The following is a 25,649-nucleotide window of genomic DNA, read 5'->3' on the forward strand; positions in this document are numbered from 1 at the left end:
CGGGCATCGGCTCAACGCGTATGAGGGTCCCCGACCGGGTTGCGGTCGGGGACCTCGCGCTGTCCGGCCGGGGGCGCTGCGGCCCCCGCACGTGTGCCTAGAGCAGATCCGTGGCCGAGTCCGCGAGCCGGCGTCGTGCCGCGCGGGCGGCGGGGAGGACTGCGGCCGTCGCGGCGATGAGGACGGCGACGACGATGACCAGCAGCAGGATGCCCGGGGCGGGGCGCTGGGCGATGCCGGCCCCCCAGCCGCTGGCGCGGCCCTGGAGGTTGATCAGCCACTGGGAGGCGAGGACGCCCAGGGTCGTGCCGGCCAGCGCGGCGGCCAGCGTGATGAAGGCGGTGGCCGAGACGATGACGGCGGTGATCTGACGCGGCGTGAGGCCGACGGCCCGGAGGGCGAGCAGGTCACGGCTGCGGTCACGGACACCGGCGCCGACCGTCGTCGCCAGTTCCACCAGCCCGATGAGGGTCAGTACGGCGATCAGTCCGACGCTGACGGCGCGGACCGCGGACAGCTGGTCGGCGGGGTTGGGGGTCTCGCGTACCTCCAGGCGGCCGCCGGACGCCTTGGACAGGGCCTCCCGCGCGGAGTCCGGGTCGGCGCCGGGGTGCAGGACCAACTGGTAGAAATCCGGGCGAGGTGGGGCGTCGGCTCGGGGCGCCGGGTCGTCGCTGTCGCCTTCGCGCAGTGTGTCCAGGGTGGTGGAGACGACCCGGCCGCCGTCGGTGGTCTCGATGCTGCGGCCCACGATATGGAGGACATGGGGTTGGCCGGCGACGGTCATCCGGACCCAGTCGCCGACCCGCGCGTCCAGGAGATCGAGCAGGCCCTGTCCGGCGACTGCTTCGTCGGAACCGTGGGCGGCGCGCCCTTCCACCACGGCGCCGGGGTACGGCCGGGCGTCGGTGCCGAGCCCGCGCAGGGTAATCGTCCCGGTCTGGCCCGGTACGAGCGCCTGGACCTCGGCGCCCGGGTAGGCGGTCATCTCCCGTTGGGAGCCGAGGAGTTGACGTAGTTCCCGGTCGTCCAGGGTGTCGGAGCGGGCGGTGAGGGCCGCGGGCAGCCCGACGTTCTCGGGGTGCGAGGAGAAGCGGTCCAGGGTGGTCCAGGCGCCCAGTGCGATGGTGATCAGCAGCAGCGGGACGGCCAGCCGTGCGACGGCCGCCGAGGAGCGCAGCGGACGGTGGAAGGCCCCCCGCCAGCCGAGGACCAGCGCCGGCGGGACCCTGAGGCCGAGGGCCCGGCGGGTGAGCGCGGAGGCCCGGCCACCTGCGGCCGTGGCGGCGCGGGCGACGGGCACCGGCGGTACCCGCCCGGCCCGCCACGCCGCCAGGCAGGTCGCCGCGCCGATGAAGGTCACCACACCGCCGGAGATCACCAACGTCAGCCAGGCGTGCCCGGGAAGCTGCCGCCACAGGGCGATCGCCTCCCCGATCCGCCCGGGGACCAGCGTGCCGACCACCTGTGTGAGCAGCGCCCCGAGGGCGACGCCGAGCAGCGCCAGGCCGAGGTGGAGGGCGACGAACATCCGGACCACCTGGCCGGGGGTGAAGCCGATGGCCTTGAGGATGGAGATGTCCCGCAGATGTCCGCGGATCCTGGTGCTGATGGCGCCGCCCACCGCCAGGGCGGCGGCGAGCAGCGCGCCGAGCCCGAACAGTCCGAGCAGCCGCCCGAGCAGCTGGTTGTCGCCTTCGGCCGCGGCCTTGGCCTGCCGCCAGGTGGAGACATCGGTGATCTGGTCGGCGCCGAGCCGGGTGACCGCCCGCTGGACGACGTAGTCGGTGTCCGCGGGGTCGCCGAGCTGGAGGCCGATGGTGCGTCCGTGCTGGTCGCGGCCGGCGTCGGAGGCGTCGAGGGTGGCAGGGAGCACCCAGGCCACGCCCGGCGTCTCGCCCGCGCGGAAGGTGACCTCGGCGGTGTCCGCGACGCCCACCACGCGCAGATGTGCCGCGAAGCCGCTCAGCACGATGGTGTCGCCAGGTTTGGCCCACATGGCGCGGGCCACCGAACTCTCCAGGACGATGCCCTGGGTGGCGCCCGCGTCAGTGCCCGCGTCGGTGTGCGCGTCCAGCCAGCGGCCCGCGACGATCTGGGGTGCGGCGGTGGCGGGGCGCTTCGCCGCGCCGCGTAGTTCCAGGGTCGCCCTGGCGTCGCCGGGCTGGAGGCTCGCAGTGGTGCGGACGGTACGGAAGGGGCCGGAGGTGGCCCGTACCTCGTCCAGGCCGGCGAGCGATCCGGCGGGGGCACCGCCCTGGGTGTGGATCCATACGTGGGCGCCGGAGGACTGGGTGAAGGCCCGCTGCCAGGGGTCGGCCGCGTAGGCGAACAGTGCGGTGGCCAGCAGCAGCGAGATGGTGATCCCGGCAGTGGCCAGCGCGGTGAGCACCGCCGCGGGGCGGTGTGCCGTCAGATGCGCCTGGGTCCAGCGCGCCGCTGCTCGCACGGGTCAGCCCTTGAGCTTGAGTACGTCGGCCACACCGGCCGCGGGGCGCTTCGGGGTGTCGCCGAGGTGTGCGTCGTCGACGACCTGGCCGTCGAAGAAGCTGATCACCCGGTCCGCGGCGCTGGCCATCCTGGCGTCATGGGTGACCAGCAGGATCGTCTGGCCGCGCTGGTGGAAACGGGCGAGCAGCCGCAGCACCTCTTTGGTGCCCTTGCTGTCGAGGCTGCCGGCGGGTTCGTCGGCGAGCAGCAGGCTGGGGGTGTTGACCAGGGCGCGGGCCAGGGCGACGCGCTGCTGTTCGCCGCCGGACAGCTCGCCCGGGGTGCTGTTCTCCTTGCCGGTCAGACCCAGCTCGTCGAGCAGCTCGGCCCGGTCGGTGCGGGCCTGCCGCGGGGACCGGCCGGCCAGCAGGGCGGGGAGCTCGACGTTGTCGGCGACGGTGAGGTTGGAGACGAGGTTGAAGAACTGGAAGACGACGCCGATGTGGTGGCGGCGCAGCATCGCCCAGCGTGCCTCGCTGTAAGCGTCGACCTGGCGGCCGTCGAGCCAGAGGGAGCCGCTGTCGGGACGGTCGAGGCCGCCGAGGAGATGCAGCAGGGTGGATTTGCCGGCTCCGGAGGGGCCGGTGAGGGCGACGAACTCTCCGCGTTCGATGCTGAGGTCGACGCCACGTACCGCGTGGACCGGGGCAGCGCCTTCCGGCCGGTGGGTCTTCACCAGGCCGGCTGCCCGGACTATCGGGCCGGACGGCTCGTCCCGGTTCATTCCAACTCCTCTTGACAGCGCTCCAGCCAGTCCAGATCCGCCTGGAGATGCAGCATCGCGCCCTCTATCAGCAGCTGTGCCACCCGGTTCTCCCGGTCCTCACCCGCCGCGAGTTTCGACAGGTCACGCATGGTGTTGAGGTAGTGGCGGCGCTGCTTGTTGATCAGGGCGATCTGGTCTGCGGTCCCGGTGTGGGGGGCCAGGGCGAGCTTCATGAAGAATTCGTCCCGGACCCGTGGTTCGGCGGTGGGTTCCTCGAACCAGGCGTCCACCGTCTCGCGGCCCGCCGCGGTGATCCGGTAGATGCGCTTGTTCGGGCGGTCCGACTGCTCGACGTCCTCTCCCTCGATCAGGCCCGCCTTCTCCAGCCTGCCCAGGGTGACGTAGATCTGGCCGACGTTCGGCTGAGGGTATGCGGCGCCCAGGAGGTTCTCAAGGCCCTGTTTGAGTTCGTAACCGTGCGCGGGGCCGCTGACCAACAACGCCAGGAGTGGCAGCCGCACGCTCTCCCTCTCCCTCCCCACGCCGGGGGCGCTCTTTCGGACCGCCCTAGTTGCCGGTCATCTGACCCCATACGGCTGTGAGCCGGGTCGCTGTCACATCTTCCTGCGGGATCTAGTATCCCGCATGGCTAACAGGTATACATGGGGCGGGCTGTCGGTCCAGTGTCCCGTCGACGCCTGTTCAAGGAGGAGCCCATGCGGTGGAAGCGTGCCGCAAGCCGGGCTCTGCTGGTCTGCGCGCTGCTGTTCGCGGGCAATGCGGGCGCCCGGGCCGGGGAGCCGGCGGGCGGTTCGGACGGGCGGGGCCCGATCACTCTGGTGACGGGCGGAGACCTCACGGGTTATCTGCGGGGTGTCCTCGACGGCTGGAACGACCGGCATCCGCAAGAGAAGGTGACCCTGGTCGAGCTGCCGGACGCGGCCGACGAGGTGCGGGCGCAGATGGTCACCGAGCTGCGTGCGCACAGCGACCGCTTCGATGTGCTGAACATCGATGTGGCGTGGACGTCGGAGTTCGCGGCCGCGGGGTGGATCAAGCCCGTGGACGGTGCGCAGTTCCCGCTGAAGCGCTTCCTCCCTCCCGTGGTGGACACCGCCACCTTCCGGGGGCGGCTCTACGCGGTCCCCTATGTGACCAATGCCGGGCTGCTCTACTACCGCAAGGACGTGCTCGCCCGGGAGGGTGCGCGGCCGCCGCGCACCTGGGCCGAGTTGGCGCAGCTGGCGAAGACGGTCGCGCCCAAGTACGGGCTCGATGGTTACGCGGGCCAGTTCCTGCCGTACGAGGGGCTGACCGCGAATGTGGTCGAGGCCGTTCAGTCGGCCGGCGGCACGGTGCTCGCGGGCGAGGGCTCGCGGGTGACGGTGGACTCCCCCGCGGCCCGTCGCGGGCTGTCGTTTCTGCTCGACGGGGTGCGCGAGGGCTGGATCCCGCGGCGGGCCCTGACGTACAAGGAAGAGGAGTCCCGTAAGGCCTTCCAGGAGGGCCGGCTGCTGTTCCTGCGGAACTGGCCGTATGCGTACGCGCTGGCCAATGCCCGCCCTTCCGAGGTGGCGGGGAAGGTCGGCGCGGTGCCGCTGCCGGGTCCCGACGGGCCGGGCTCCAGCGCGCTGGGCGGCTCCAATCTGGCGGTCAACACCCAGTCGCGGCACCAGAAGACGGCCACCGAGCTGATCTCCTACCTGACGACCGAGTCGGTCCAGCGCCGGGTGCTGACCAAGGGCGCGCTGCCGCCGGTCTGGGCCGATCTGTACCGGGACCCGGAGCTGGTGCGGCGTTTCCCGTACCTTCCGACGCTCCAGCGGGCCGTGCTGGCGGCCAAGCCGCGGATCAAGAGCCCGCAGTACGACCAGGTGAGCCTGGCGGTGCAGGCGGTCATGCATGACGCGCTGCTCCACCGGCGGAGCACGGATGCCACCGTCACGCGGCTGAAGCGCGAGCTGACAGCCCTCGTCGGCCGCGGCTGATCTCGGAGCCTCTCCGCACCTTCCCCACCCCTGCTCTACTTACTTGTTAAGTACAGGCTCGCTGGATAATTCCCCGCAAATTCGGGCATCTCACAACGACTTTCGACCATTTCGTTGACACCGAAAAGACATGCCTACTTAACATGCATGCATAACAGCGATTGCAGCCGCACGGCATGCCCAGGCAAGAACGGGATCACGGCAGATGCTCATAGCCACGGCAGGGAACGGTTCCTCCACCGACTCCGCGCCCTCCCCCTCCCTCCCCGGTCCGGCCACCGGGGCCGCGTCCCGGAACACGGCACAGCGCTGGTGGCGCGATGCGGTGATCTACCAGGTCTACGTCCGCAGCTTCCTCGACAGCACCGGCGACGGCATCGGCGATCTGGCCGGTGTGCGGACGGGGTTGCCGTATCTCAAGAAGCTCGGGGTGGACGGCATCTGGCTCAGCCCCTTCTACCCCTCCCCCCAGCACGACCACGGCTACGACGTCGCGGACTACCGCGAGGTCGACCCCGTGTACGGCGATCTCGCCGAGTTCGACCGCCTGGTGGCCGATGCCCACCGGCTGGGCCTGAAGGTGCTCCTGGACATCGTCCCCAACCACTGCTCCAGCGAGCACCCGTGGTTCCGCGCCGCCCTGGCGGACGGGCCGGACAGCGCGGCACGGTCGCTCTTCCACTTCGCCGACGGGCGCGGGGAGCACGGTGAGCTGCCGCCCAACAACTGGCGGGCGATGTTCGGCGGCCCCGCCTGGTCTCGGGTCGAGGAGGCGGCGGGCGGTGCGGGCCAGTGGTACCTCCACATGTTCACGCCCGAGCAGCCCGATCTGAACTGGCGTAACCCCGCCGTGCGCGCCGACTTCGACAGCGTGCTGCGCTTCTGGCTGGACCGCGGCGTCGACGGCTTCCGTATCGACGTGGCCGCCGGGCTGTTCAAGCACCCCGAACTGCCCGACTCCCCCGACCCGGCGGCCGACGAGCGGACCCGCGACTCGGTCAACCCGCTGGCCTGGAACCAGCCCGAGGTGCACCAGGTGTGGCGCGAGTGGCGCGCGCTGTGCGAGGAGTACACGGCGCACGACGGCCGCGACCGGCTGCTGGTCGGCGAGGTCTCCGTGCGCACACCGAGCGAGCAGGCCGCCTACGTCCGGCCCGACGAGCTGCACCAGGCGTTCTTCTTCCATCTGCTGACCGCCCGCTGGGACATCGACACCTTCCGCAAGGTCATCTCCGAGGCGCTCACCGATATCGCGGGCACCGGCTCCACGGTCACCTGGGTGCTCAACAACCACGACCAGGTCCGCACCGTCACCCGGTACGCGGCCGAGCCCGGGGGCGCCGGCCCGGCCGAGTCCGCGGGCGGGCTCGGACCGGCGCGGGCGCGGGCCGCTGCGCTGCTGATGCTGGCGCTGCCCGGCGCGGCGTACATCTACCAGGGCGAGGAACTGGGCCTGCCGGAGGTCGTCGACCTGCCCGACGAGGTCCTCACCGACCCGATCTTCCACCGCACGGGCAGCCGCGAGAAGATCCGCGACGGCTGCCGGGTGCCGCTGCCCTGGTCCGGGCACGCCTCACCGTTCGGCTTCACCAGCGGCACCGACGCGGCCCGGCCCTGGCTGCCGCAGCCCGAGTGGTTCGCCGAGCACGCGACGGACCGGGCGCTGGCCGACACCCGCTCCTTCTGGCACCTGTACCGCGAGGGGCTGGCGCTGCGCCGCAGCCTTCCGCAGCTCGGCGAAGGCACTCTGCGCTGGCTGGACACCCCGCCCCAGGTCCTGGCGTTCGTCCGGGGCGACGGCCTGGTCTGCGCCGTCAACTTCGGCACCGAGCCGGTGCCGGCTCCCGTACCGGGCGTCCCCCTGCTGGCGAGCGGCGACTGCCCCGCGGGAACGCTCCCCGGTTCCACCGCCGCCTGGTGGATGGGCACCCCCGAATCCCGCTAGCCCCCGACAGCCCAACCTCCGCACGCCTCCCCACTCTTCCGCAGTTCTCCCGAAGGGAATCCCACGATGAGACGACCCGCAGTACGACACACCCGAGCCGCCCTGTCCGGCGCGGCCGTGCTCGGCCTGGCGCTCTCCGCCACCGCCTGCGGCGGCGGGGCCTCCGCCGGGGGCGGCAAGCAGGAACTGAGCGGTGAGAACATCACCGTCGCCGGTGTCTGGACCGGTGTGGAACAGCAGAACTTCAAGAAGGTCCTCGACGCGTTCTCCGAGAAGACCGGCGCGAAGGTCACCTTCTCCTCCACCGGCGACAACGTCTCCACGGTGATCGGCAGCCAGGTCGAGGGCGGCAACGCCCCCGATGTGGTGATGGTGCCCCAGGTCGGTGTGCTCCAGCAGTTCGCCAAGAAGGGCTGGCTGGCTCCGCTCTCCTCCGAAGTCTCCGCCGAGGCCGAGAAGAACTTCGCGCAGGTGTGGAAGGACTACGGCACGGTCGACAAGACCTACTACGGCCTGTACTTCAAGGCCTCGCACAAGTCGACGGTCTGGTACAGCCCGGAGGCGTTCGCACAGGCCGGGGTCAAGCCCGCGAAGACGTACCAGGAGCTGCTGAAGACCGGCCGTACGCTCTCCGACTCGGGGGTGCCGGGCTTCTCCGTCGCAGGCGAGGCCGGCTGGCCGCTCACCGACTGGTTCGAGAACATCTACCTCTCCCAGGCCGGGCAGGAGAACTACGACAAGCTCGCCGCCCACAAGATCCCGTGGACCGACCCCACCGTGGTCAAGGCGCTCACCACGCTGGGCAAGCTCTTCGGCGACAAGAACCTGGTGGCCGGCGGCGGTTCGGGCGCGCTGCGCACCGACTTCCCCGAGTCCGTCCAGCAGGTCTTCGGCCCGGAGCCGGGCGCGGCCATGGTCTACGAGGGTGACTTCGTCAGCGCCCTGGTCACCGATGAGCTGCACAAGCAGGTCGGCAAGGACGCCAAGTTCTTCCCCTTCCCCGCGGTCGACAAGGGCAAGGCGCCGGTGGTCAGCGGCGGTGACGCCGCCGTGGTGCTCAAGGCCGGGAAGCACAAGAAGGCCGCCATGGAACTGGTGAAGTACCTGGCCACGCCCGAGGCGTCCGGCGTGTGGGCCAAGGCCGGCGGCTATATCTCGCCCAACAAGAAGGTGCCCGCGGGCGCTTACCACGACGAGGTCACCCGCAAGGCCGCCCAGTCGCTGACCGACGCCGGGAACTCCGTCCGCTTCGACATGTCCGACCAGGCCCCCGCGGCCTTCGGCGGCACCCAGGGCGCGGGCGAGTGGAAGCTGCTCCAGGACTTCCTGCGCGACCCCTCGGACCCCGAGGCCACGGCGCACAAGCTCGAGGCCGCCGCTGCCAAGGCGTACGGAAAGTAAGGACCGAGGGCCCGATCCCATGCCTGTCACGACTCCCGCGGTGGCGCCCGCTTCGTCGCGCGCCACCGCGTCCCACCCCCCGGGCGACGCCCCCGGCGGGGCGAGCTCCCCCGCACGGCGCGCGGTCCGGCGCCGTCGGCGGATCGCCGCGCTGTTCCTGTTTCCCGCGCTGTTGCTGCTGGGCGCCCTCGTCGCGTACCCCATCGTGTTCTCGGTCATCCGCAGCATGTACGACGCCTCGGGCGACAGCTTCGTCGGCGCCGACAACTACACCGCGATGTTCCAGGATCCCGCCACGCTCCGGGCCATCCGCAACAGTGCGATCTGGGTGGTCTTCGCCCCCGCGCTGCTGACCGGCCTCGGTCTGGTCCTCGCCGTCCTGACCGAGAAGATCCGCTGGAAGACGGCGTTCAAGCTGCTGATGTTCATGCCGATGGCGATCTCCTTCCTCGCCGCCGGCATCATCTTCCGGCTCGCCTACGAGCAGGATCCGCAGCGCGGTGTGCTCAACGCGGTCACCGTCGGCATCCACGACAGCACCCAGGGGAAGTCCACTTCGTTCCCGACCGCCAAGGTGCGTCTCGGCGACAAGCAGCTGACCAAGGGCCATGACGGCTCCTACCGGACGGCACACCGCACCGGCCCCGGAAACACCGTCAACCTCGGTCTGGTCGGCGTCGCGCCGAAGGACATGCCGTCCCAGGCGCGGCCCGCCGCACCGGCCGCCACGTCACATGCCGCCGACGGCGAACTGCGCGGTGTGGTCTACCTCGACTTCACCCCCGGCGGTGGCGGCAAGCCCGGCACGGTGGACCGCGGCGAACGCGGGCTGCCCGCGCTCTCGGTCGAGGCGGTCGACTCCCACGGCAAGGTGGTGGCCACGGCGACCACCGCAGCGGACGGCTCCTACCGCCTGGCCCATCTGGCCCCGGGCTCCTACGCCGTCCAGCTCCCCGCGAAGGACTTCGCCCCGCCGTACGAGGGCATCTCCTGGCTCGGTCCGGCCCTCATCACCCCCGCCATCATCGGCGCCTACATGTGGATCTGGACCGGCTTCGCGCTCGTCCTCATCGGCGCCGGGCTCTCCGCGATGCCGCGGGACGTGCTGGAGGCCGCCCGGATGGACGGCGCCAATGAATGGCAGGTCTTCCGCCGGATCACCGTGCCGTTGCTCGGGCCCGTCCTGGGCGTGGTGTTCGTGACGATGGTGATCAATGTGATGAAGGTCTTCGACCTCGTCTACATCATCGCCCCCGGCCCCGTACAGCAGGACGCCAATGTCCTGGCCCTACAGATGTGGCTGGTCTCCTTCGGCGGCGGCAACAACCAGGGACTCGGCAGCGCCCTCGGCGTGCTGCTGCTCCTCCTGGTGGTCCCGGCCATGGCCCTCAACATCCGACGTTTCCGCAGGAGCCAGTCATGACCACCGCTCAAGGAACCGCGGCCCCCCGCAGGCGGGCGGCCGCCCGGCCGGCGAAGTGGCTCAGCCGCGGCGTGATCCAGGTGTTCCTGCTCGTCGTCGGTCTGATCTGGCTCACCCCCGCCGCCGGACTCTTCCTCTCCTCGCTGCGTACGGAGGAGGCGAACGCGAGCAGCGGCTGGTGGACCGCGCTCACCACACCCGGCCAGCTGTCGCTCGACAACTACACGTCGCTGCTGAAGGATTCCGGCATCGTCCAGGCCTTCTGGAACACGGTGCTGATCTCGGTGCCCACCACCCTGGCCGTCGTGGCGATCGCCGCGCTGGCCGGATACGCCTTCGCCTGGATGGACTTCCCCGGCCGGGACTGGATCTTCCTGGTGGTCGTCGCCATGCTGGTGGTGCCGGTCCAGATCGGACTGCTGCCGGTGGCCAAGCTGTTCGGCGCGCTGGGGCTGTTCGGCTCGATTCCCGGTGTGGTGCTCTTCCACACCGCCTACGGTCTGCCGTTCGCCATCTTCCTGCTGCGAAATTACTTCGCGGAAATCCCCAAGGAGATGCTGGAGGCCGCCCGGATGGACGGCGGCGGGGAATGGCGGATCTTCTCCCAGCTGGTACTTCCGCTGGGCCGGCCCGCCATCGCCAGCCTCGCCATCTTCCAGTTCCTGTGGGTCTGGAACGACATGCTGGTCGCCCTGCTCTTCGCCGACAACGAGTCACAGCCACTGACCGTGGCCCTCCAGTCGCAGATGAGGCAGTTCGGCAGCAACATCGGGGTCCTGGCGCCCGGTGCATTTCTGTCCTTGATCGTGCCGCTGATTGTGTTCTTCGTGTTCCAACGGCATTTCGTTCAGGGCATCATGGCCGGCTCGGTCAAATAACCGGTCCGGTTTCCTAACCGGTCCAGTGAGTCGGTGGACCGGTCCAGGAGGGGACGGCGCGCGACACGTATCAGCATCGTGTCGCGCGCCGGGCCGTTTGTGGCGGGGCACGGCGAGCCGGCGAGTGGCGGGCCCGACCTGGTTGTGCCGTACGGGGGTGGCCCACTATTCGCTCGTCACCGGGACACGTCCGGGCTAGGTTGGCGCGATGTCCGAACTGCGCACCGAGCGCCTGCTGCTCCGCCCGTGGCGGGAGTCCGATCTCGGCCCCTGGGCTGCGATGAACGCCGATCCCGAGGTACGGGCGCACTTCCCGGAGGTGCTCACGCCGGAGCAGAGCGCGGCTTCCGTCGCCCGTTTCCAGGCCGATCTCGCGGAACGCGGCTGGGGATGGTGGGCCCTCGAAGTGCGCGCCACCGGGGAGTTCATCGGGTTCACCGGTCTGGACCCGGTGGATGACGAGATGCCGTTCACCGGAGTGGAGGCCGGCTGGCGGCTGGCCCGTTCGGCCTGGGGGCACGGGTACGCCACCGAGGCCGGCGCGGCCGCCCTGGCGTACGGCTTCACCGCCCTCGGCCTGCCGGAGATCCTCGCGGTGACGACGACCACCAACCTCCGCTCACAGGCGGTGATGCGCCGCCTCGGCATGACCCGCAACCCCGCCGACGACTTCGACGACCCCGATGTCCCCGACGGCCCGCTGCGCCGGAGCGTGCTGTACCGGCTCTCCGCCGGGGACTGGCGGGCCGCCGGGCGGGGGTGAAACCGACCCGGCCAGCGCCGTCAGGGAAGCGACGGGGTCGGGGAGCCGGTTGCGGCCAGTGACTCCAGCCCGGCCGGGAGTGCCCCGGTGTGGATCACGCCCAGTCGCTGGGTCGCCCGGGTGAGCGCGACGTACAGATCGCTGGCACCGAGTTCCGCCGGTTCGACCACGATCACCGAGTCGAATTCCAGGCCCTTGGCCTGCCGGGGTCCGAGCAGCACCACCGGTCGGGTCAGGTCCGGGGAAGGTCCGGCGGAGGCGTCGGGGAGGGCCGCTGCCAGCGCCTCGTGGTGGGCGAGCGGGGCGATCACCGCAACTCGGCCGCCCTGGCGGCTCTCCCGTGCGACCGCCTCCTCAACCATGCGCGCGAGGTCGTCCGTACGGTGCGCCCACGGGCGTACCCCGGTGGAGCGGATCGAGCGCGGCGGCGCGAAGGACGGATCGGCGGACCGGGGCACCTGCGCCGCGACCTCCATGATCTCGGTCGGCGTGCGGTAGTTGACACCGAGCCGGACGTGCTCCCAGCGGTCGCCCGCGTACGGCGCGAGGATCGCCTCCCAGGAGCCGCAGCCGCCGGGCTCGGCGGTCTGCGCCGGATCGCCGACCAGCGTCATCGAACGGGTCGGGCAACGGCGCATCAGCAGCCGCCACATCATCACGGACAGCTCCTGTGCCTCGTCCACGATGATGTGGCCGAACGCCCAGGTCCGGTCGGCGGCGGCGCGTTCGGCGGCGCTACGGTGGTCGGCCTCTTCGTGCCGGTCGGCGAGCAACTCCGCGTCCACCAGGTCGTGCGCGGCGAGCACCTCCGACTCCTCGTCGTCGCGGTCCTCGAACTCCTGGGTGCGGGAGCCGTAGGAGAGGTCGAGCACGCCCTGGGCGTAGTCGATCAGCTCCTGGCGCTCCGCCTCCGCGGCGGCGCGGGCGGCCGCGGAGTCCTCGCCGAGAAGTTCGGCCGCCTCGTCGAGCAGTGGCACATCCGCCGGGGTCCACTCCCCCTCCACCCGCCGGATGGCGTCCGCATCGGCGTCCGGGAGATGAACGGGCTCGGCGAGAAAGTCGGTGACCAGCTCTTCAGGGGTGAGCTCCGGCCACAACTCGTCGATGGCGCCGTGCACTTCGGCGCTGGTGGCGATGGCCTTGCCCAGCTGGGCGATGTCGTCCGGGCCGAGGAAATTCGGCCCGCCGAAGGGGTCCGCGCCGATCCGGTCGGCCAGTTGCCCGGTGAGCGCGTCGATGACGCGGAAGGCGAAGTGCGGGCGGGCGAGGTTGTGCGGCAGCCTGGTCTCCCGTGCCCGGCGCCGCGCCTCCTGTGCCATCTCCGCGTCCAGCCGCAGTTCGCCGTCCTCGTGGTCGATCACGATCACGGAGTCGGGCAGGGCCTGCCGGTCGCGGACGGCCGCGGCGAGCGCGTCGGCCATCGCCGCACGGCCCTTGACCTCGGCGGCTTCGGGGGTGTCGGTTCCGGTCGCGGTGACACCCGGGAAGAGCTCGCCGGGCGTGGCGAGCAGCACTCCGGTCTCGCCGAGCGAGGGCAGCACCTCCGCGATATAGCTGAGGAACGCGGAGTTCGGCCCGACGATCAGCACGGCACGGCGGGCCAGCTGTTCCCGGTGCGCGTAGAGCAGATAGGCGGCGCGGTGCAGGGCGACGACGGTCTTGCCGGTGCCGGGGCCGCCCTCCACGACGAGGATGCCGTGGTGCGGTGCGCGGATGATGGCGTCCTGCTCGGCCTGGATGGTCTGCACGATGTCGTGCATCCGCCCGGTGCGCGCCGCGTCCAGTGCGGCCAGCAGCACCGCGTCCCCGTCGGTGCCCTCGTGCCCGGTCCGTACGGCGTCGGCGAGGTCCAGGATCTCGTCGTGCAGCCCGGTGACCCGCCGGCGGTCGGTCGTGATGTGCCGACGGCGGCGCAACCCCATCGGGGTGTGCCCGGTGGCGAGGTAGAACGGGCGGGCGACGTCGGCCCGCCAGTCGATGACGAGCGGGGTACGGTCCGGGTCGTCGCGCCGGATACCGATCCGGCCGATGTGGTGATCGCGGCCGTCGCGGAATACCAGCCGACCGAAACACAGGCCGTTTTCCCCGGCATTGAAGGCGGCCAGCAGACCGGACTGTTCGGCCACCAGGACATTGCGCTCCAGCCGCATCTGGGCGTGGTTGCCCTCCGGCGACTGAACGGCGGTGTGCACCGCCGTCTCGGCCAGGTCCCGTAGTGCGGTGAGGCGGTCATAGAGCAGATCGATGAATTCCTGCTCGTGCTGCCATTCCTCGTTTGACAATTCAACTCCGCTCGGATACAGTTCGGTATGCAGGGTGATTTTGTGTTGTGAATTTCTCAAAACACAGAAGCCCTCAATATACCCAGAGAAATACCCCGGCCGTCAACTCGGTCCGGGGTATTTCCTTTTGTCCGGCGGAAGCTGCCCACGGGACCGCCGGTGTCAGCTCACGCTTTTCAGCGCGGCGACACCGGACAGCCCTTCGTGGTGCGCCGGATCACCAGGTGTGTGCCACGTCCACGATCAGGTCGTGACCGGACTGCTGCACCCGGAACGGCAGCTTGGCGCGCACGCCCAGACCGACCTGGGTCTGCCCCTCGAAGCTCGCCCCGAACTTGGTGTCCTTGAACGTGCGGTATCCGGCGAGGTTCACCCCCGGCAGCGGCTTGCCGGCCGTCCCGGCGTAGGTCTGCTTGCCGGTCGCCGGGTCGTGGCTGGGCGCCGACACAAAGATCTGGAGGATGGCGCCGCCGTTGACCGGTATCTTCTCGCCCGAGCCGTCCTGGTGGAACACGTCGACATACCCGACGTGGTAGCCGACCTTGCCGCCCGTTCCGCCGATGTCGAAGACCATGCGGTCGTAGCACGCGTTCCGGCTGGTCTTGACGTTCTTCAGCGGCGTCGCGTTCGCGTCCGTGGCGGACTTGTTGCCACTGCCCCAGACGGTCGAACAGGCCGTGGCCGGGGCGGTTTCACCCACCGGGCCGGTCGCGGCCCCGGCCACCCCGGCCGTGCCCGCCACCCCGACGCCCGCCAGCACGCACGCCGCGGCCACTGTCCCCAACCGTCGCATCACTTACCTCCTGAGAAGAGCCTGTGTACAGATGCCTGCGGTAGGACGGGCGCGGGGGCGACAGCGTTGTGCGCCGGTCCGCTTTTGGCCGATGAAAGCGCCATGTTGTCGCGAAAGCGGAGGTATGGACACCAGGCGCCCGCCGGGGTGGTCTGCGGCGCCGTCGCTACGGAGGGGGTGCCCGTCGACCACGGGGCCAGCCGACCGCTGAGGTGCCGTCCCGCCCCGGGCTGCGTCAGACGTCGACCACGTCCACGGTCACCCCGCCGCCATGCAAAGCGGTCAACTCCTCGGCCGGGGTGCCGCGATCGGTGACGACCCGGTCGTAGGCGCCGATGTCGCCGTACGCGTGCGTCGCGGTCTTGCCGAACTTGCTGTGGTCCACCAGGAGCAGCGACCGCTGCGCGCACTCCAGCATGGCCTCCTTGATCTCGGCGTACTCACGGATCGGGTGGAAGAGGCGGCCGCCGAGCACGGACACCGCCGACATCACTGCGAGATCGGCGCGGATCCGGCCGAGGCCGCGCAGGACGTCCGGGCCGACACAGGAGCCGAATTCGCCGCGGTAGCGACCACCCAGAAGCGTCACATCGGTGCCCGGCGTCTCGTCGAACAGCCGGGCCACACCTAGGGAGTTGGTGACCACGGTGACCGCTTCGGTCCGGGCGATCCGGGCCGCGAGCGGGAAGACCGTGGTCGAGTCGTCCAGCACGACGGTGCTGCCGGGCCGGATCTCGTCGGCGACGGCGGCGCACAGCGCCTCCTTCACCGGGTGATTGACGCCGACGCGGAAGCGGGTGGCGGTCTCCATGGTGAGGCTCGGAAAAGGCGCGGCCCGGCCGCGTTCCTTGCGCAGCAGCCGGCGTTCGGCGAGCTGGTCCAGATCGCGGTGCATGGTCGCGAGGCTGACCCCGAAGTGCCTGGCCAGTTCGTCGATGCGGACTTCGCCGTGCCCGACGACATGGGCAAGCACGCCCTGCCGTCGCCGGTCGACCTCGGCCAGCGACGACCGTGTGGAAGCCATCGGGGCCGCCCCTTTCCGGTCGGACAGCGGCAGCGGCTACCGCTGCGGGTAGATGACGGCCTTCACGGCGCTCGCGTCGTGGGTGGCGACGGTCAGTGCGCTCTCGGCCTCGGCAAGACCGTAACCGTGTGAGACCAGCGAGTCGAGCCGGACCGCACCCGACGCCACCAGGGCCGTTGCGGTGGGCCAGGTGTGGGCGTAGCGGAAGGTGCCGGTCAGTTCGAGTTCGTGGCTCTGCACCCGGCTCAGCGGGAGCGGGATCTCGTCCCCGCCCATGCCGACGAGGACCACCCGGCCGGCCCGGCCCACCGTACGGATCGCCTCGCCGCTCACCGCGGGGACGCCGGAGCACTCCAGGAGGACGGTGGGGGTGTACCCGGCTTCGCGCAGCGGGGTGGCCGAGACGTCCAGAGCGGTGGCACCGGTGGCGCAGGCGAGGGCGAGGCGGCGCGGAAGGACGTCGGTGACCATGACCTCCCGTGCGCCGAAGGCGCGTGCCGTCTGGGCGGTCACCAGGCCGATGGGTCCCGCACCGGTGATCAGGACGCGGTCGCCGGGGGCGACGCGGGCCTTGCGGCAGGCCCATACGGCCACCGACAGCGGCTCCAGCAGTGCGGCGTCCTCGATGGTCAGGCAGTCGGGGACCTCGTGCGCGAAGTCCTGGTGGACGGCCAGGTATTCGCAGAAGGCGCCGTCGACCGGCGGGGTGGCGAGGAAGCGCATGTCCGGGCAGAGGTTGTAGCGGCCCGGACGGCATTCACCGCAGCGGCCGCAGGGGGTGCCGGGCTCGATGGAGACCCGCCGGCCCATCCGGCGGGTGTCGGCGCCCGGACCGCAGGCGACGACCGTGCCGGCCGCCTCGTGCCCGAGGACGAGCGGCTCGCGTACGACGAAGTCGCCGATGCGTCCGTGCCGGTAGTAGTGCACATCCGAGCCGCAGGTGCCGACCGCCTCGACACGGACCAGGACCTCTCCCGGGCCGGGCTCGGGGACGGGGCGTTCGGCGAGGCTCAGCTGCCCGGGTCCGTGGAGGACGGCGGCGCGCATGGTGGCGGGAATCCCGGATGTGGCGGTCATGACGGGCTCACGGCTCCCTCGGGTGTGGCGATGTGGAGGGGACGTCGCGCGATCCGGTGCTGGACCGGCGGGTGCCGCGTCGCCCCTTGGCTTCAGCACGGTACCGCTTCTTTTTCTATCAGAGCAGCCTTGATTTCTCACAAAATACGAGAAGACTTGCGCCGGCCCCACCGTCTGCACGGCGCATCGGTGCGCCCTCCCCCCTCCCCTGGCAAAGATCCACCCCCTTGGAGAGCCCATGAGCAGCTCCGTCCGTCGCCAGCCGATACGGACACCGCACACCGGCCCCCCGCCGACCGGCCGCAGTCGCTCGCTCTCCGCACGCCTGGGCATACCTCCCCGACTCGCCCCGGACGGCGGGAATCCGCTGCGGACGCTGGCGGGCAGCGTCTCGATCATGCGGCGCCGCCCGCGGGTGGCGGTCGGCGCCGCGGTCCGCGTCTTCAGCACCGGCTCACAGTTCGGCTTCCTGGTCTGTCTGCCGTTCTTCTTCACCGAGACGGTCGGCTTCAGCACCTCGGCCTGGCTGCGTCTGCTCAGCGTGATGTTCGCCGCGAACATCTTCGCCAACCTGTTCTTCGGAGCCGTCGGCGACCGGCTCGGCTGGCAGCGCACCATGACCTGGTTCGGCGCCGTGGCCTGCGCGGTGACCTGTCTGGGGCTGTACTACGTCCCGGTCCTGGCCGGCCCGCACTTCCTCGCCTGCGCGATCGCCGCCGCCCTCTACGGCATCGCCCTCGCCGGTTACGTACCGATCTCGGCACTGATCCCCGCCCTGGCCCCGCGCCACAAGGGCCAGGCCATGTCGGCGCTCAATCTGGGGGCCGGCGCGAGCACCTTCGCCGGACCCGCCGTCGTCGCCGTCGCCCTGGGTCCGGTCGGCGTGCAGGGCATCGCCTGGATCTTCGCCGTGCTGCACCTCGCGACCGCGGTCGCGATCCGATTCCTCGAACCCGACCCGGAGTTCACCGCGCCGACCGCCGAATCGTCCACCGTGGCGGCAGTCGACGGTACGGGGGTTCCCGTGGGCCGTCACTGACGGGCCTCCGCTGCATCGCTCGCCGACCAGCCGGTCGCGTACGGGCGGTCAGCCGCGGCCCGTACGGCCGGAGATCGGCGAGTGATGACGATAGGGTCAACTCCCGTTACTGCGTGGACAGTTCGAGCGGACGGCCGGTGGCACGGCATGCATCCCCGCCGCGCTCAGCGGGCGGAAGTAGTGGGTGAGGGCCCAGACGCCGATGCGGCTGCCGGCGCGGCATCCGACGACGTCCGCGGTGCGGAAGTGGATCCCGGCCCAGACACGGGCGTTGATCATGTCCTGGTTGAACTGGGCGGCCTCGTCGTAGTGGCGGGTGGTGCCGGTGATCTCGGAGGGGACGTTGAGGTCGAGGTGGGTGGTGCCGAGGATTCCGGTCAGGGTCCGGGTCACGGCACCGGCGACCGTGGTGTGGCCGCTGAGGTAGTCGGGGTGCGGTGGTGTGACGAGCAACGGCTGCCACTGCGGGTCGGCGTCGGTCGCGGGGTTGCCGTCGGTGTCGGCCAGCTGGATGGCGGTGATCGGGCGCCAGAATCCGTAGTGGAGTTTGGCGTCCCACGCGGTGACGACGGCGTCGGTCGCCGACGCGTTCGCCGCGGCGAACAGCCGCGCCGTGTCCGCGATGTCCAGGTGGTGCCGGGCCGTGTGGTCCCGGAACGCCGCCTGGAACTGCACCGCCAGATTGCCCCCGAAGAACAGGGCGGTGTCGGTCTGCTGCGGGGTGCGCGCCGAACCGGTCTTCGCCCCCATCGTCTTCACCTCGTTCACGTCCCGGGCGTAACGGGCGGAGGACAGCGCGGGCGGCCCGCTCGGACGGAACTGGGTCGGGGAGGTGAGCAGCAGGGGGCGTAGTACGGCGAGCCAGGGGTCGATGAAGGGCTGGTGGGCCGGCGGGGTGGGCCGCCAGACACCGGGCGCGGGCGCCGCGGTGAACTCCACCGGTGTGAACCGGCCGTCGTCCTCCCGCAGCGCGATGAGGTGGTCGGCGGCACGCTCCCCGAAGGCCACGCCCTGCCGCTTCGCCCGGCCGTCGGGGATCTTCGCGAGCGAACCGGCGTACGCGGCATCGAGCGAGGCCCGGGAGGCCGGGAAGTAGGTGACCAGTACGCGGTGTGCGGCGGTCACCGCCGCCGCCTCGGGGGAGGCCGTGACGGGTCCGCGCGCCCGCCACTTGTACGGGGCGTAGGTGCGCTGGATGCCGACCACGGCGTTGTAGACGGCGGCCGAGACGAACCCGTGCCAGATGACGACCTGTCCGGAGGGGCGGGTGGGGCCGAGGTTGGCGCTGATGGTGTCGGTGGCGATGACGTTCCAGTCGCGGATCGCGGCGGGGTCCGCGGCGGGCATCCGGTGATTGTCGGCGGTGGCGGTGGGGCCCGTCAGGGCCGTGAGGGCGAGGACCAGCAGTGCGGTGACCGCGCCGATGACTGCTCGTCTGACCGAACGAGAAGTATCCATACCCGACTTAACAGCCGAACGGGCAGCGGGTCACGCCTCGGCAGCGCCGGGCGCGCGTACGCCCGCGCACGGTCGCACCGCTCCTGGGCACAGGCGGCGCGGGCCCGGATCGTCCAGGGCGCATCGCTGCGCGCGGTGCGCCCGTTGTCGTCCGCCGCAGCTCAGGTCGCCGCCTGTGCGGCGGCGCGCTCGCGGGCGGCCGCGGCGCGTGCCGGGTCGCCGAGCTGCTCCGCCAGCCGGGCCTTCGCCGACCAGTTGTACGGGCAGATCGGGCGCAGTTGGATACGTTCGCTGAGCAGTGTCCGGGCCAGCTCCGTACGGCGGTCACGGAGGGCCGCCTCGACGAGGGTCCGCTGGATCGCGTCCCGCTGGGCGTGGCTGCCGCCGAACTGGTGCAGCCGGTGGCGGACGGGCAGCAGCAGATCCGTGACCCGGCCGTAGTCGCGCTGCCCGTAGGCGATCAGGGCGCGGCAGACGGGCAGTCCGATCTCGGCCGTCATGGCGCGGTTCGACCCGCCGGGCTCCGCCGCCACCCACTGTTCCCGGTCCTGGACGAGGCGCTGCGCCTGGGCGATGCGTCCCGCTCCCACATAGGCCATCACCGCGTGTGCGTCGTTGAAGGCGTAGTGCGGGCCGTCGTGGCGGCTCTCCCAGGCGCCGGCGAGCCGGGCCCACCGCGCGCTCTGTTCGTCCTCTGCCAGATACAGCCGCCACAACAGCGCGGCGGCGTCGAGCAGTTCCATCGCCACCCCCACCGACCCGTCGTGGTGCAACGCGGCGTCATAGATCTCCAGTACCCGGGCGGTGTCGCCGGCCTCCAGGGTGAAGAGGGCGTAGTGCCACCAGTTGTGGACCGTGAGCAGACTGCCCTGTGACCAGTCGTCGGTCCGGGCGTCGAGAAAACGGATGCCGTCCGTGAAACGGCCGCGCATTTCGTAGGTGTGCACCACACCGTGGATGCCCCACACATCGCCCGGATGCCGCTCCAGGGCTGCCAGGCCGACCTCCTCGGCGCGTTCGTAATGGCCCGACTCCTCCAGGCCGAACGCGTACATGCCGAGCAGCGGCCCATGATGGGGATCGTCCTCGTCCCAGGCGTCCAGGGCGCCGCCGACGCGGTCCCGCAGGCGCGCGGCGTCCCCGGTGAGGAAGTCGTGCTGATGCCCGGTGAAGAGGGCCAGCGCATCGCGCGGGTAGGCGACGGTGAGGTCGCCGAGGATCCGTCCGGCGCCGTACAGATCGCCGTCCAGCCAGGCGGTCGCGGCCGCGAGATGCATCCGCTCCCGAGGCGTCACGCCCGTCGTGTCCAGACCGGAGCGGAAGCGGGTGAAGCTGTCGCGTGCCGCCGCCGCGTCCTTCTCCTCGGTCCCCAGTACGCCCAGATACGCGGCCAGCGTCTGCCCCATCACCGACTGCGGCGCTGCGGACAGTACCGACTGCGCGGACTCGGCGACGCGCGGCCGGAAGAACAGCAGGTCGTCCAGGGCCTGTTCGTAAGGGGCCAGGGCCTCGGGGCCGGTGTCGCTCATCAGATGTCCGTGGCGGTCCGCTGTCATGGTGGCTCCTGCGGGCTGAGTGCGGGTCTTCATCCTTACCCGCTTCGCGACCGGAGCCACGGCGGAAACGTCTGGTTCATCTGGGAAGTCGCTGCGGGAAACACGTGCTGCCTAATGTCCCTGCCCTGAGCCCGTCGGCGCGCGTGCCCACGCCGCAGCACGCTCCGAGGCAGGGCACCGCATTCCCCACGCACCTTCAGGAGGTCCGGTATGAGTGCCGAGCCACGTGTGACAGTCCCTGACCGCGGTCGGCGCTCCCCGCACGCGGAGGCGCCCGGCGAGGCCCCCGCGTCCGCCGAGGCCGCCGCGCCTGCCGAGGTGGCTGCCCCCGCCGACGGAGCGGCGAACGAGACCCTGGAGGACTACACCCTCCGCTTCGCCCCGCGCAGTTACCGTCGCTGGACGCCGATGGTGGTGGCGACGACGGCGCTCGGCGGTATCGCGTACATGGCCGACTTCTCGATCGGTGCGGGCATCGGGCTCACCCACGGCACCGGGAACGCGCTGGCCGCGATCCTCGTCGCCGCGGTGGTCATCTTCGTCACCGGCTTCCCGCTCGCCTACTACGGGGCGCGCTACAACATCGACCTGGACCTGATCACCAGGGGCTCCGGCTTCGGCTACTACGGGTCGGTGCTGACGAGCGTCATCTTCGCCAGCTTCACCTTCATCTTCTTCGCCCTCGAAGGCTCGATCATGGCCCAGGGCCTGAAGCTGGGCTTCGGTCTGCCCCTGTGGTTGGGCTATGTGCTCTCGACGTTCATGGTGATCCCACTGGTCATCTACGGGATGAAGGCACTCAGCAAGCTCCAGGTCTGGACGACCCCGATCTGGCTGCTGCTGATGGTGGGCCCGCTGGTGTACCTGGTCGTCACCGACCCCGGGACGGTGCACACCTTCCTCGCGTATACGGGCGCGCACGGCGGTGGTGGCGTCAATACGGCCTCGGTGCTGCTGGGCGCGGGCGTGTGTCTGTCGCTGATCGCACAGATCGGTGAGCAGGTCGACTATCTGCGCTTCATGCCGCCCAAGACCGAGCGGAACAAGCGCGCCTGGTGGACGGCCGTGGTGATGGCCGGCCCCGGGTGGGTGGTGCTCGGCGCCCTCAAGCAGGCGATCGGGGTCTTCCTGGCTGTCTACATCCTCGCCGAGGTGGGCGCGGGCTCGGCCACCGAACCCATTCAGCAGTTCACCGGCGCCTTCGCTGCCATGATGCCGTCCTGGCTGGTCATCCCGCTGGCCGTGGTGCTGGTCGTGATCAGCCAGATCAAAATCAACGTGACCAACGCCTACTCCGGTTCGCTGGCCTGGACGAACTCGTTCACCCGGGTCACCAAGCGGTACCCGGGCCGGATGGTGTTCGTGCTCGCCAATCTGGCCTTCGCGCTGATCCTGATGGAAGCGGACATGTTCAGCTTCCTCAACACCATTCTCGGGTTCTATTCCAACTGCGCCATCGCCTGGATCGTGACCGTGGCCACCGACATCATCGTCAACAAGTACCTGCTGAAACTCTCCCCGCACGCCCCCGAGTTCCGCCGCGGCATGCTCTACGCGGTCAACCCCGTGGGCGTGGTGGCCTTCGTCGCCGCGTCGGGGCTGTCGATCGCCCTGTACTTCCATGCCCTGGGTGACACGCTTCAGCCGTACTCCCCTGTCGCGGCCGCGGTGATCGCCTTCGTCGTGACTCCGCTGATGGCGGTCCTGACCCGGGGCAGGTTCTACCTACGGCGCACTTCCGACGGGATCGACGAGCCGCTGCTGGATCAGGACGGCAATCCCAGCGCGGCGACGTTCCCGTGCCATGTGTGCCGACAGGACTTCGAGCGCCCGGATCTCGCCGCCTGCCACCGCCATGGGGCGATGGTCTGCTCCCTGTGCCTGAGCACCGACCGGTCCGGCGTCCATCTGCTTCCCGCGGAGCGCATCTAGCACGGCGCCGGGCCGGCCGTCGGTACGTCAACACGGGAAGCCATATCACCTAAAAGTCTGCTCTTCAGGCCCGGTATCTCTGGAGCGGAAGCCGGTGGGGAACGACAGCCTTGTGTACGGGCGGCTCACAGCCGTGGCGCAGTGCGGTCAACGGGACCGGATCGCCATGAGCCGCAGTTCCTCCACCAGTTAGGAGACCGACCGATGGCTCACCGGATCAAGAGTGCTCTGGTCACCGCGGGCGCCTGCGCCGTCGTTCTCGGCGGGGCGGGTGTCGCCGGCGCCGACAGCGGCGCCGGGGGTGCCGCTCTCGACTCACCAGGAGTGGTGTCCGGCAACAACATCCAGATCCCCGTACAGATTCCGGTCCACGTCTGCGGCAACACCATCACCGTCATCGGGGCGTTCAACCCCGCCTTCGGCACCCCCTGCTGACCGACTGACGCCCGGGTCGGCACACGGCCGTTCCGGACGCGCAACCGGCTCAGCCGGTGCCGGCCCCGAAGTGGCCCCCGGACATCTCTCCGGGGGCCACTTCCATGGGCGGAACGGAGGTGAGATGCGGCGGTCAGACACCGGGGGCGGTGTGCTGTAGCTGCCGCAGGAGCGTCGCGTTGTCGGGCGTACGCCGGACCTTCTCCAGCAGGGACTGCATATGAGCCGGTCCGTCGCCGGTCCGCAGGGCGCGGCGCAGACGGCGGGTCGCCGCCAACTCGTCCGGGGTGAGCAGCAGTTCCTCCCGGCGGGTGCCGGAGGCGACGGCATCGACCGCCGGATAGACCCGCTTGCCCGCGAGCACCCGGTCCAGCCGCAGCTCCATGTTTCCGGTGCTCTTCAACTCCTCGAAGAAGTAGTCGTCGGCGCGGGAGCCGGTCTCCACCAGGGCGGTGGCGAGCAGGGTCAGCGAACCGCCCTCCTCGGCGAGCCGCGCCGCACCGAAGAGCCGCTTGGGGCCGTGCAGCGCGGCGGCGTCGACGCCTCCGCTCAGCGTGCGGCCACCGGACGCGGCGGCGTTGTTGTGGGCCCGGCACAGCCGGGTGAGGGAGTCGAGGAGGATGACCACGTCCTGGCCGTGCTCGACGAGTCGTTTGGCGCGTTCCACGGCCAGTTCGGCGAGAGCGATATGTTCCTTGGCCGGACGGTCGAAGGTGGAGGCGAGCACCTCACCGCGTACCGAGCGACGCATCTCGGTGACTTCTTCCGGCCGTTCGTCGATCAGCACGACCATCAGCCGGCACTCCGGGTGGTTCTCGGCGACGGCGGCCGCGAGTTGTTGCAGCAGCACGGTTTTCCCGGTCTTCGGTGGTGCCACGATCAGCCCGCGCTGCCCCTTCCCGATCGGCGTCAGCAGGTCGACGATGCGCGGGGCCGGTCCGCCGGTGGGGCTTTCCAGGCGGATGCGGTGCCGGGGGTGCAGCGGTGTGAGGTCACGGAAGTGCGGCCGGCCGCGCACCGCGCCCGGTCGGTGCCCGTTGACCGTTTCGACCCGGGCGAGCAAGCGTGGCCGGTCGCAGACCCCGACGACGAAGTCGCCGGTGCGCAGGCCCGCCGCACGGATCAGCGCGGCGGGCACCCGGACATCGTGGGACGAGGCACGGTAGCCCTCCGCGCGGAGAAAGCCGTCCTGGCGTTCGTTGCCCATGTCCAGGATCCCGGACGCCGTGACGAGGGGTTGCGTGGGCGCGGGAGCAGGCTGTGCGGTGGTGCGGGACGTGGCGGTCGTGAGAGATGGGGCGGTGGTGGGAGACGGGGCAGTGGTGGGGGTGTGGAGTTGAGTGCTCCTGGTCACGGGAGTCCTCTCGGGACGTCGGTACACGGCAGAAGGGAGGGAACCGGCAAGGGTGGGCGGTGAGATCACGCCCCACGGGCGGGCCGGACGGCCCGCGGCCGGAGAGAGAAGCTGCGGCATCGCTGGACCGCGTGCCGCACAGTGATGCTGGATTCGCCGGCCCGCAAACGACGGGCGCGAGGGCGAAGGAAAGGCACTCCGCAAGGGAGAAAGAAGAGGCACCGGCGCCGGAAATACGGCGAGCACAAGTGCGCCTCTCCGGCACAGTACCACCACGGGGCGCGGCCGATGCGGTGAAGTACGCACCGGATCTATGCTGGGGGCGATGTTCGCACCCCAGGGACCCACTTTCCGTGAACTCGCCGTCCAGGCGCTGTCCTCCGTCGAGCGCGGCTATGACCTGCTCGCCCCGAAATTCGACCACACTCCGTTCCGGACCCCGGACCGGGTGCTGACGCCGGTGTCACGGGCGCTGCACGGGCTCGGACCCTTCGACAGCGGTCTCGATCTGTGCTGCGGAACGGGCGCGGGCATGGATGTCCTGCGGCAGGTCTGCCGGGAGCGGGTCACCGGTGTCGACATCAGCGCGGGGATGCTCTCCGTGGCCCGGACCCGGGAACGGGTGACCGCGACCGCACCCCGGGTCGAGTGGGTGCGTGCGGACGCCCGGGCGCTCCCCTTCGAGCCGGTCTTCGACCTCGCGGTGAGCTTCGGCGCGTTCGGTCACTTCTTGCCCCGGGAGCGGCCTGAGCTGTTCGCGCAGGTCCACTCGGTGCTGCGCCCCGGCGGCCGGTTCGTCTTCCCGATCGGGGCCCCCGCCCGGCCCGGGTCGGCCGGCTACTGGACGCTGCTGGCCTTCGACGCGGTGATGCGGGTGCGCAACGCGCTGTGGCGCCCTGAATTCGTCATGTACTACCGGACGTTCCCGCTCGCCGAGGTGCGCGCGGAGCTGACCCAGGCCGGTTTCGATGTACGGCTTCAGGCTCTCCCGGAGCTCGGCCGACGCCCCGACGGCAGCCCCCGGTGCCGGCTGGTCGTGGCCACCCGGGCCTGATGAACGGGGGCGCCGTACGGGCGGGTCGCCGGGCCTGGTGCGTGCGCCTCG

At 70.8% G+C, this 25,649-nt stretch carries 19 protein-coding genes and 1 pseudogene; 10 read left to right on the forward strand and 10 right to left on the reverse strand.

All coding sequences use genetic code 11. The features are described 5' to 3' along the window. Nucleotides 1-97 precede the first annotated feature (97 nt). From QT196_RS00875 to QT196_RS00885, 3 genes are read right to left on the reverse strand one after another with little or no spacing between them, the layout of a single operon-like run. On the reverse strand, nt 98-2,449 hold the full coding sequence (locus QT196_RS00875; protein WP_168476471.1) for an FtsX-like permease family protein: 2,352 nt from the start codon (nt 2,447-2,449) through the stop codon (nt 98-100). 3 nt (nt 2,450-2,452) lie between these two features. Beyond that, nucleotides 2,453-3,214, reverse strand: coding sequence for an ABC transporter ATP-binding protein (locus QT196_RS00880; RefSeq protein ID WP_168476472.1), 762 nt, complete (start codon nt 3,212-3,214; stop codon nt 2,453-2,455). Continuing rightward, nucleotides 3,211-3,717, reverse strand: a complete 507-nt coding sequence (locus tag QT196_RS00885) for a PadR family transcriptional regulator (protein ID WP_042153336.1) — start codon at nt 3,715-3,717, stop codon at nt 3,211-3,213. The genes QT196_RS00880 and QT196_RS00885 overlap by 4 nt, the downstream gene beginning before the upstream one ends. Before the next feature lie 195 nt (nt 3,718-3,912). Between QT196_RS00885 and QT196_RS00890 the strand changes: the two genes are divergently transcribed. The 6 genes from QT196_RS00890 to QT196_RS00915 all read left to right on the forward strand — a co-directional run bounded on the left by QT196_RS00890 (nt 3,913) and on the right by QT196_RS00915 (nt 11,594). After that, nucleotides 3,913-5,184: an ABC transporter substrate-binding protein gene (locus QT196_RS00890; RefSeq protein WP_290354112.1), complete on the forward strand. Its 1,272-nt coding sequence runs from the start codon at nt 3,913-3,915 to the stop codon at nt 5,182-5,184. A gap of 205 nt (nt 5,185-5,389) precedes the next feature. Beyond that, nucleotides 5,390-7,129, forward strand: a complete 1,740-nt coding sequence (locus QT196_RS00895) for a glycoside hydrolase family 13 protein (protein ID WP_290354113.1) — start codon at nt 5,390-5,392, stop codon at nt 7,127-7,129. Nucleotides 7,130-7,195: 66 nt separating this feature from the next. Continuing rightward, nucleotides 7,196-8,530, forward strand: coding sequence for an ABC transporter substrate-binding protein (locus QT196_RS00900; protein WP_290354114.1), 1,335 nt, complete (start codon nt 7,196-7,198; stop codon nt 8,528-8,530). A gap of 19 nt (nt 8,531-8,549) precedes the next feature. Beyond that, nucleotides 8,550-9,953: an ABC transporter permease subunit gene (locus QT196_RS00905; RefSeq protein ID WP_290354115.1), complete on the forward strand. Its 1,404-nt coding sequence runs from the start codon at nt 8,550-8,552 to the stop codon at nt 9,951-9,953. Continuing rightward, nucleotides 9,950-10,831, forward strand: coding sequence for a carbohydrate ABC transporter permease (locus tag QT196_RS00910; RefSeq protein WP_248000922.1), 882 nt, complete (start codon nt 9,950-9,952; stop codon nt 10,829-10,831). Before QT196_RS00905 ends, QT196_RS00910 begins: the two co-directional genes overlap by 4 nt. Before the next feature lie 208 nt (nt 10,832-11,039). Then, a complete protein-coding gene (locus QT196_RS00915; RefSeq protein WP_290354116.1) occupies nt 11,040-11,594 on the forward strand; it encodes a GNAT family N-acetyltransferase in 555 nt (184 codons plus the stop codon). Nucleotides 11,595-11,614: 20 nt separating this feature from the next. On the opposite strand, the gene QT196_RS00920 is transcribed toward QT196_RS00915, so the two are convergent. The 4 genes from QT196_RS00920 to QT196_RS00935 form a co-directional block, all read right to left on the reverse strand. Continuing rightward, entirely contained in the window at nt 11,615-13,876 is a 2,262-nt protein-coding gene (locus QT196_RS00920) for a DNA/RNA helicase domain-containing protein (protein ID WP_266738815.1), read from the reverse strand. A gap of 217 nt (nt 13,877-14,093) precedes the next feature. Then, entirely contained in the window at nt 14,094-14,669 is a 576-nt protein-coding gene (locus QT196_RS00925) for a hypothetical protein (protein WP_290354117.1), read from the reverse strand. A 235-nt stretch (nt 14,670-14,904) separates the two neighbouring features. Then, complete coding sequence (locus QT196_RS00930; protein ID WP_290354118.1) at nt 14,905-15,693, reverse strand: DeoR/GlpR family DNA-binding transcription regulator; 789 nt, start codon at nt 15,691-15,693, stop codon at nt 14,905-14,907. A 36-nt stretch (nt 15,694-15,729) separates the two neighbouring features. Next, on the reverse strand, nt 15,730-16,770 hold the full coding sequence (locus tag QT196_RS00935) for an NAD(P)-dependent alcohol dehydrogenase (RefSeq protein ID WP_266738817.1): 1,041 nt from the start codon (nt 16,768-16,770) through the stop codon (nt 15,730-15,732). A gap of 238 nt (nt 16,771-17,008) precedes the next feature. Here QT196_RS00935 and QT196_RS00940 point away from each other — a divergent pair, with 238 nt between their 5' ends. After that, nucleotides 17,009-17,809, forward strand: coding sequence for an MFS transporter (locus tag QT196_RS00940; protein ID WP_290354120.1), 801 nt, complete (start codon nt 17,009-17,011; stop codon nt 17,807-17,809). Between the two features lie 96 nt (nt 17,810-17,905). Here the strand turns inward: QT196_RS00940 and QT196_RS00945 are convergent, their stop codons facing one another. Both QT196_RS00945 and QT196_RS00950 read right to left on the reverse strand, forming a co-directional pair. Next, nucleotides 17,906-19,267 carry a vanadium-dependent haloperoxidase gene (locus QT196_RS00945; protein ID WP_290354121.1) on the reverse strand — a complete coding sequence of 454 codons (1,362 nt, stop codon included), beginning with the start codon at nt 19,265-19,267 and terminating at the stop codon, nt 17,906-17,908. A 161-nt stretch (nt 19,268-19,428) separates the two neighbouring features. Next, nucleotides 19,429-20,823 (reverse strand): tetratricopeptide repeat protein, encoded by a 1,395-nt coding sequence (locus QT196_RS00950; protein ID WP_290354122.1) that lies wholly within the window; start codon nt 20,821-20,823, stop codon nt 19,429-19,431. 210 nt (nt 20,824-21,033) lie between these two features. Here QT196_RS00950 and QT196_RS00955 point away from each other — a divergent pair, with 210 nt between their 5' ends. Next, nucleotides 21,034-22,755, forward strand: a complete 1,722-nt coding sequence (locus tag QT196_RS00955) for an allantoin permease (RefSeq protein WP_248000924.1) — start codon at nt 21,034-21,036, stop codon at nt 22,753-22,755. Between the two features lie 204 nt (nt 22,756-22,959). Beyond that, complete coding sequence (locus tag QT196_RS00960; RefSeq protein ID WP_168476484.1) at nt 22,960-23,190, forward strand: chaplin; 231 nt, start codon at nt 22,960-22,962, stop codon at nt 23,188-23,190. Between the two features lie 133 nt (nt 23,191-23,323). Here the strand turns inward: QT196_RS00960 and rho are convergent. Next, nucleotides 23,324-24,430: pseudogene (rho, locus tag QT196_RS00965) on the reverse strand (transcription termination factor Rho); the annotation flags it as partial. A 439-nt stretch (nt 24,431-24,869) separates the two neighbouring features. On the opposite strand from rho, the gene QT196_RS00970 reads away from it, so the two are divergent. After that, nucleotides 24,870-25,598 carry a class I SAM-dependent methyltransferase gene (locus QT196_RS00970; protein ID WP_168476486.1) on the forward strand — a complete coding sequence of 243 codons (729 nt, stop codon included), beginning with the start codon at nt 24,870-24,872 and terminating at the stop codon, nt 25,596-25,598. Nucleotides 25,599-25,649: the final 51 nt, after the last annotated feature.

This window comes from Streptomyces sp. P9-2B-2 (genome assembly GCF_030406865.1).
Classification (GTDB): Bacteria; Actinomycetota; Actinomycetes; order Streptomycetales; family Streptomycetaceae; genus Streptomyces; species Streptomyces platensis.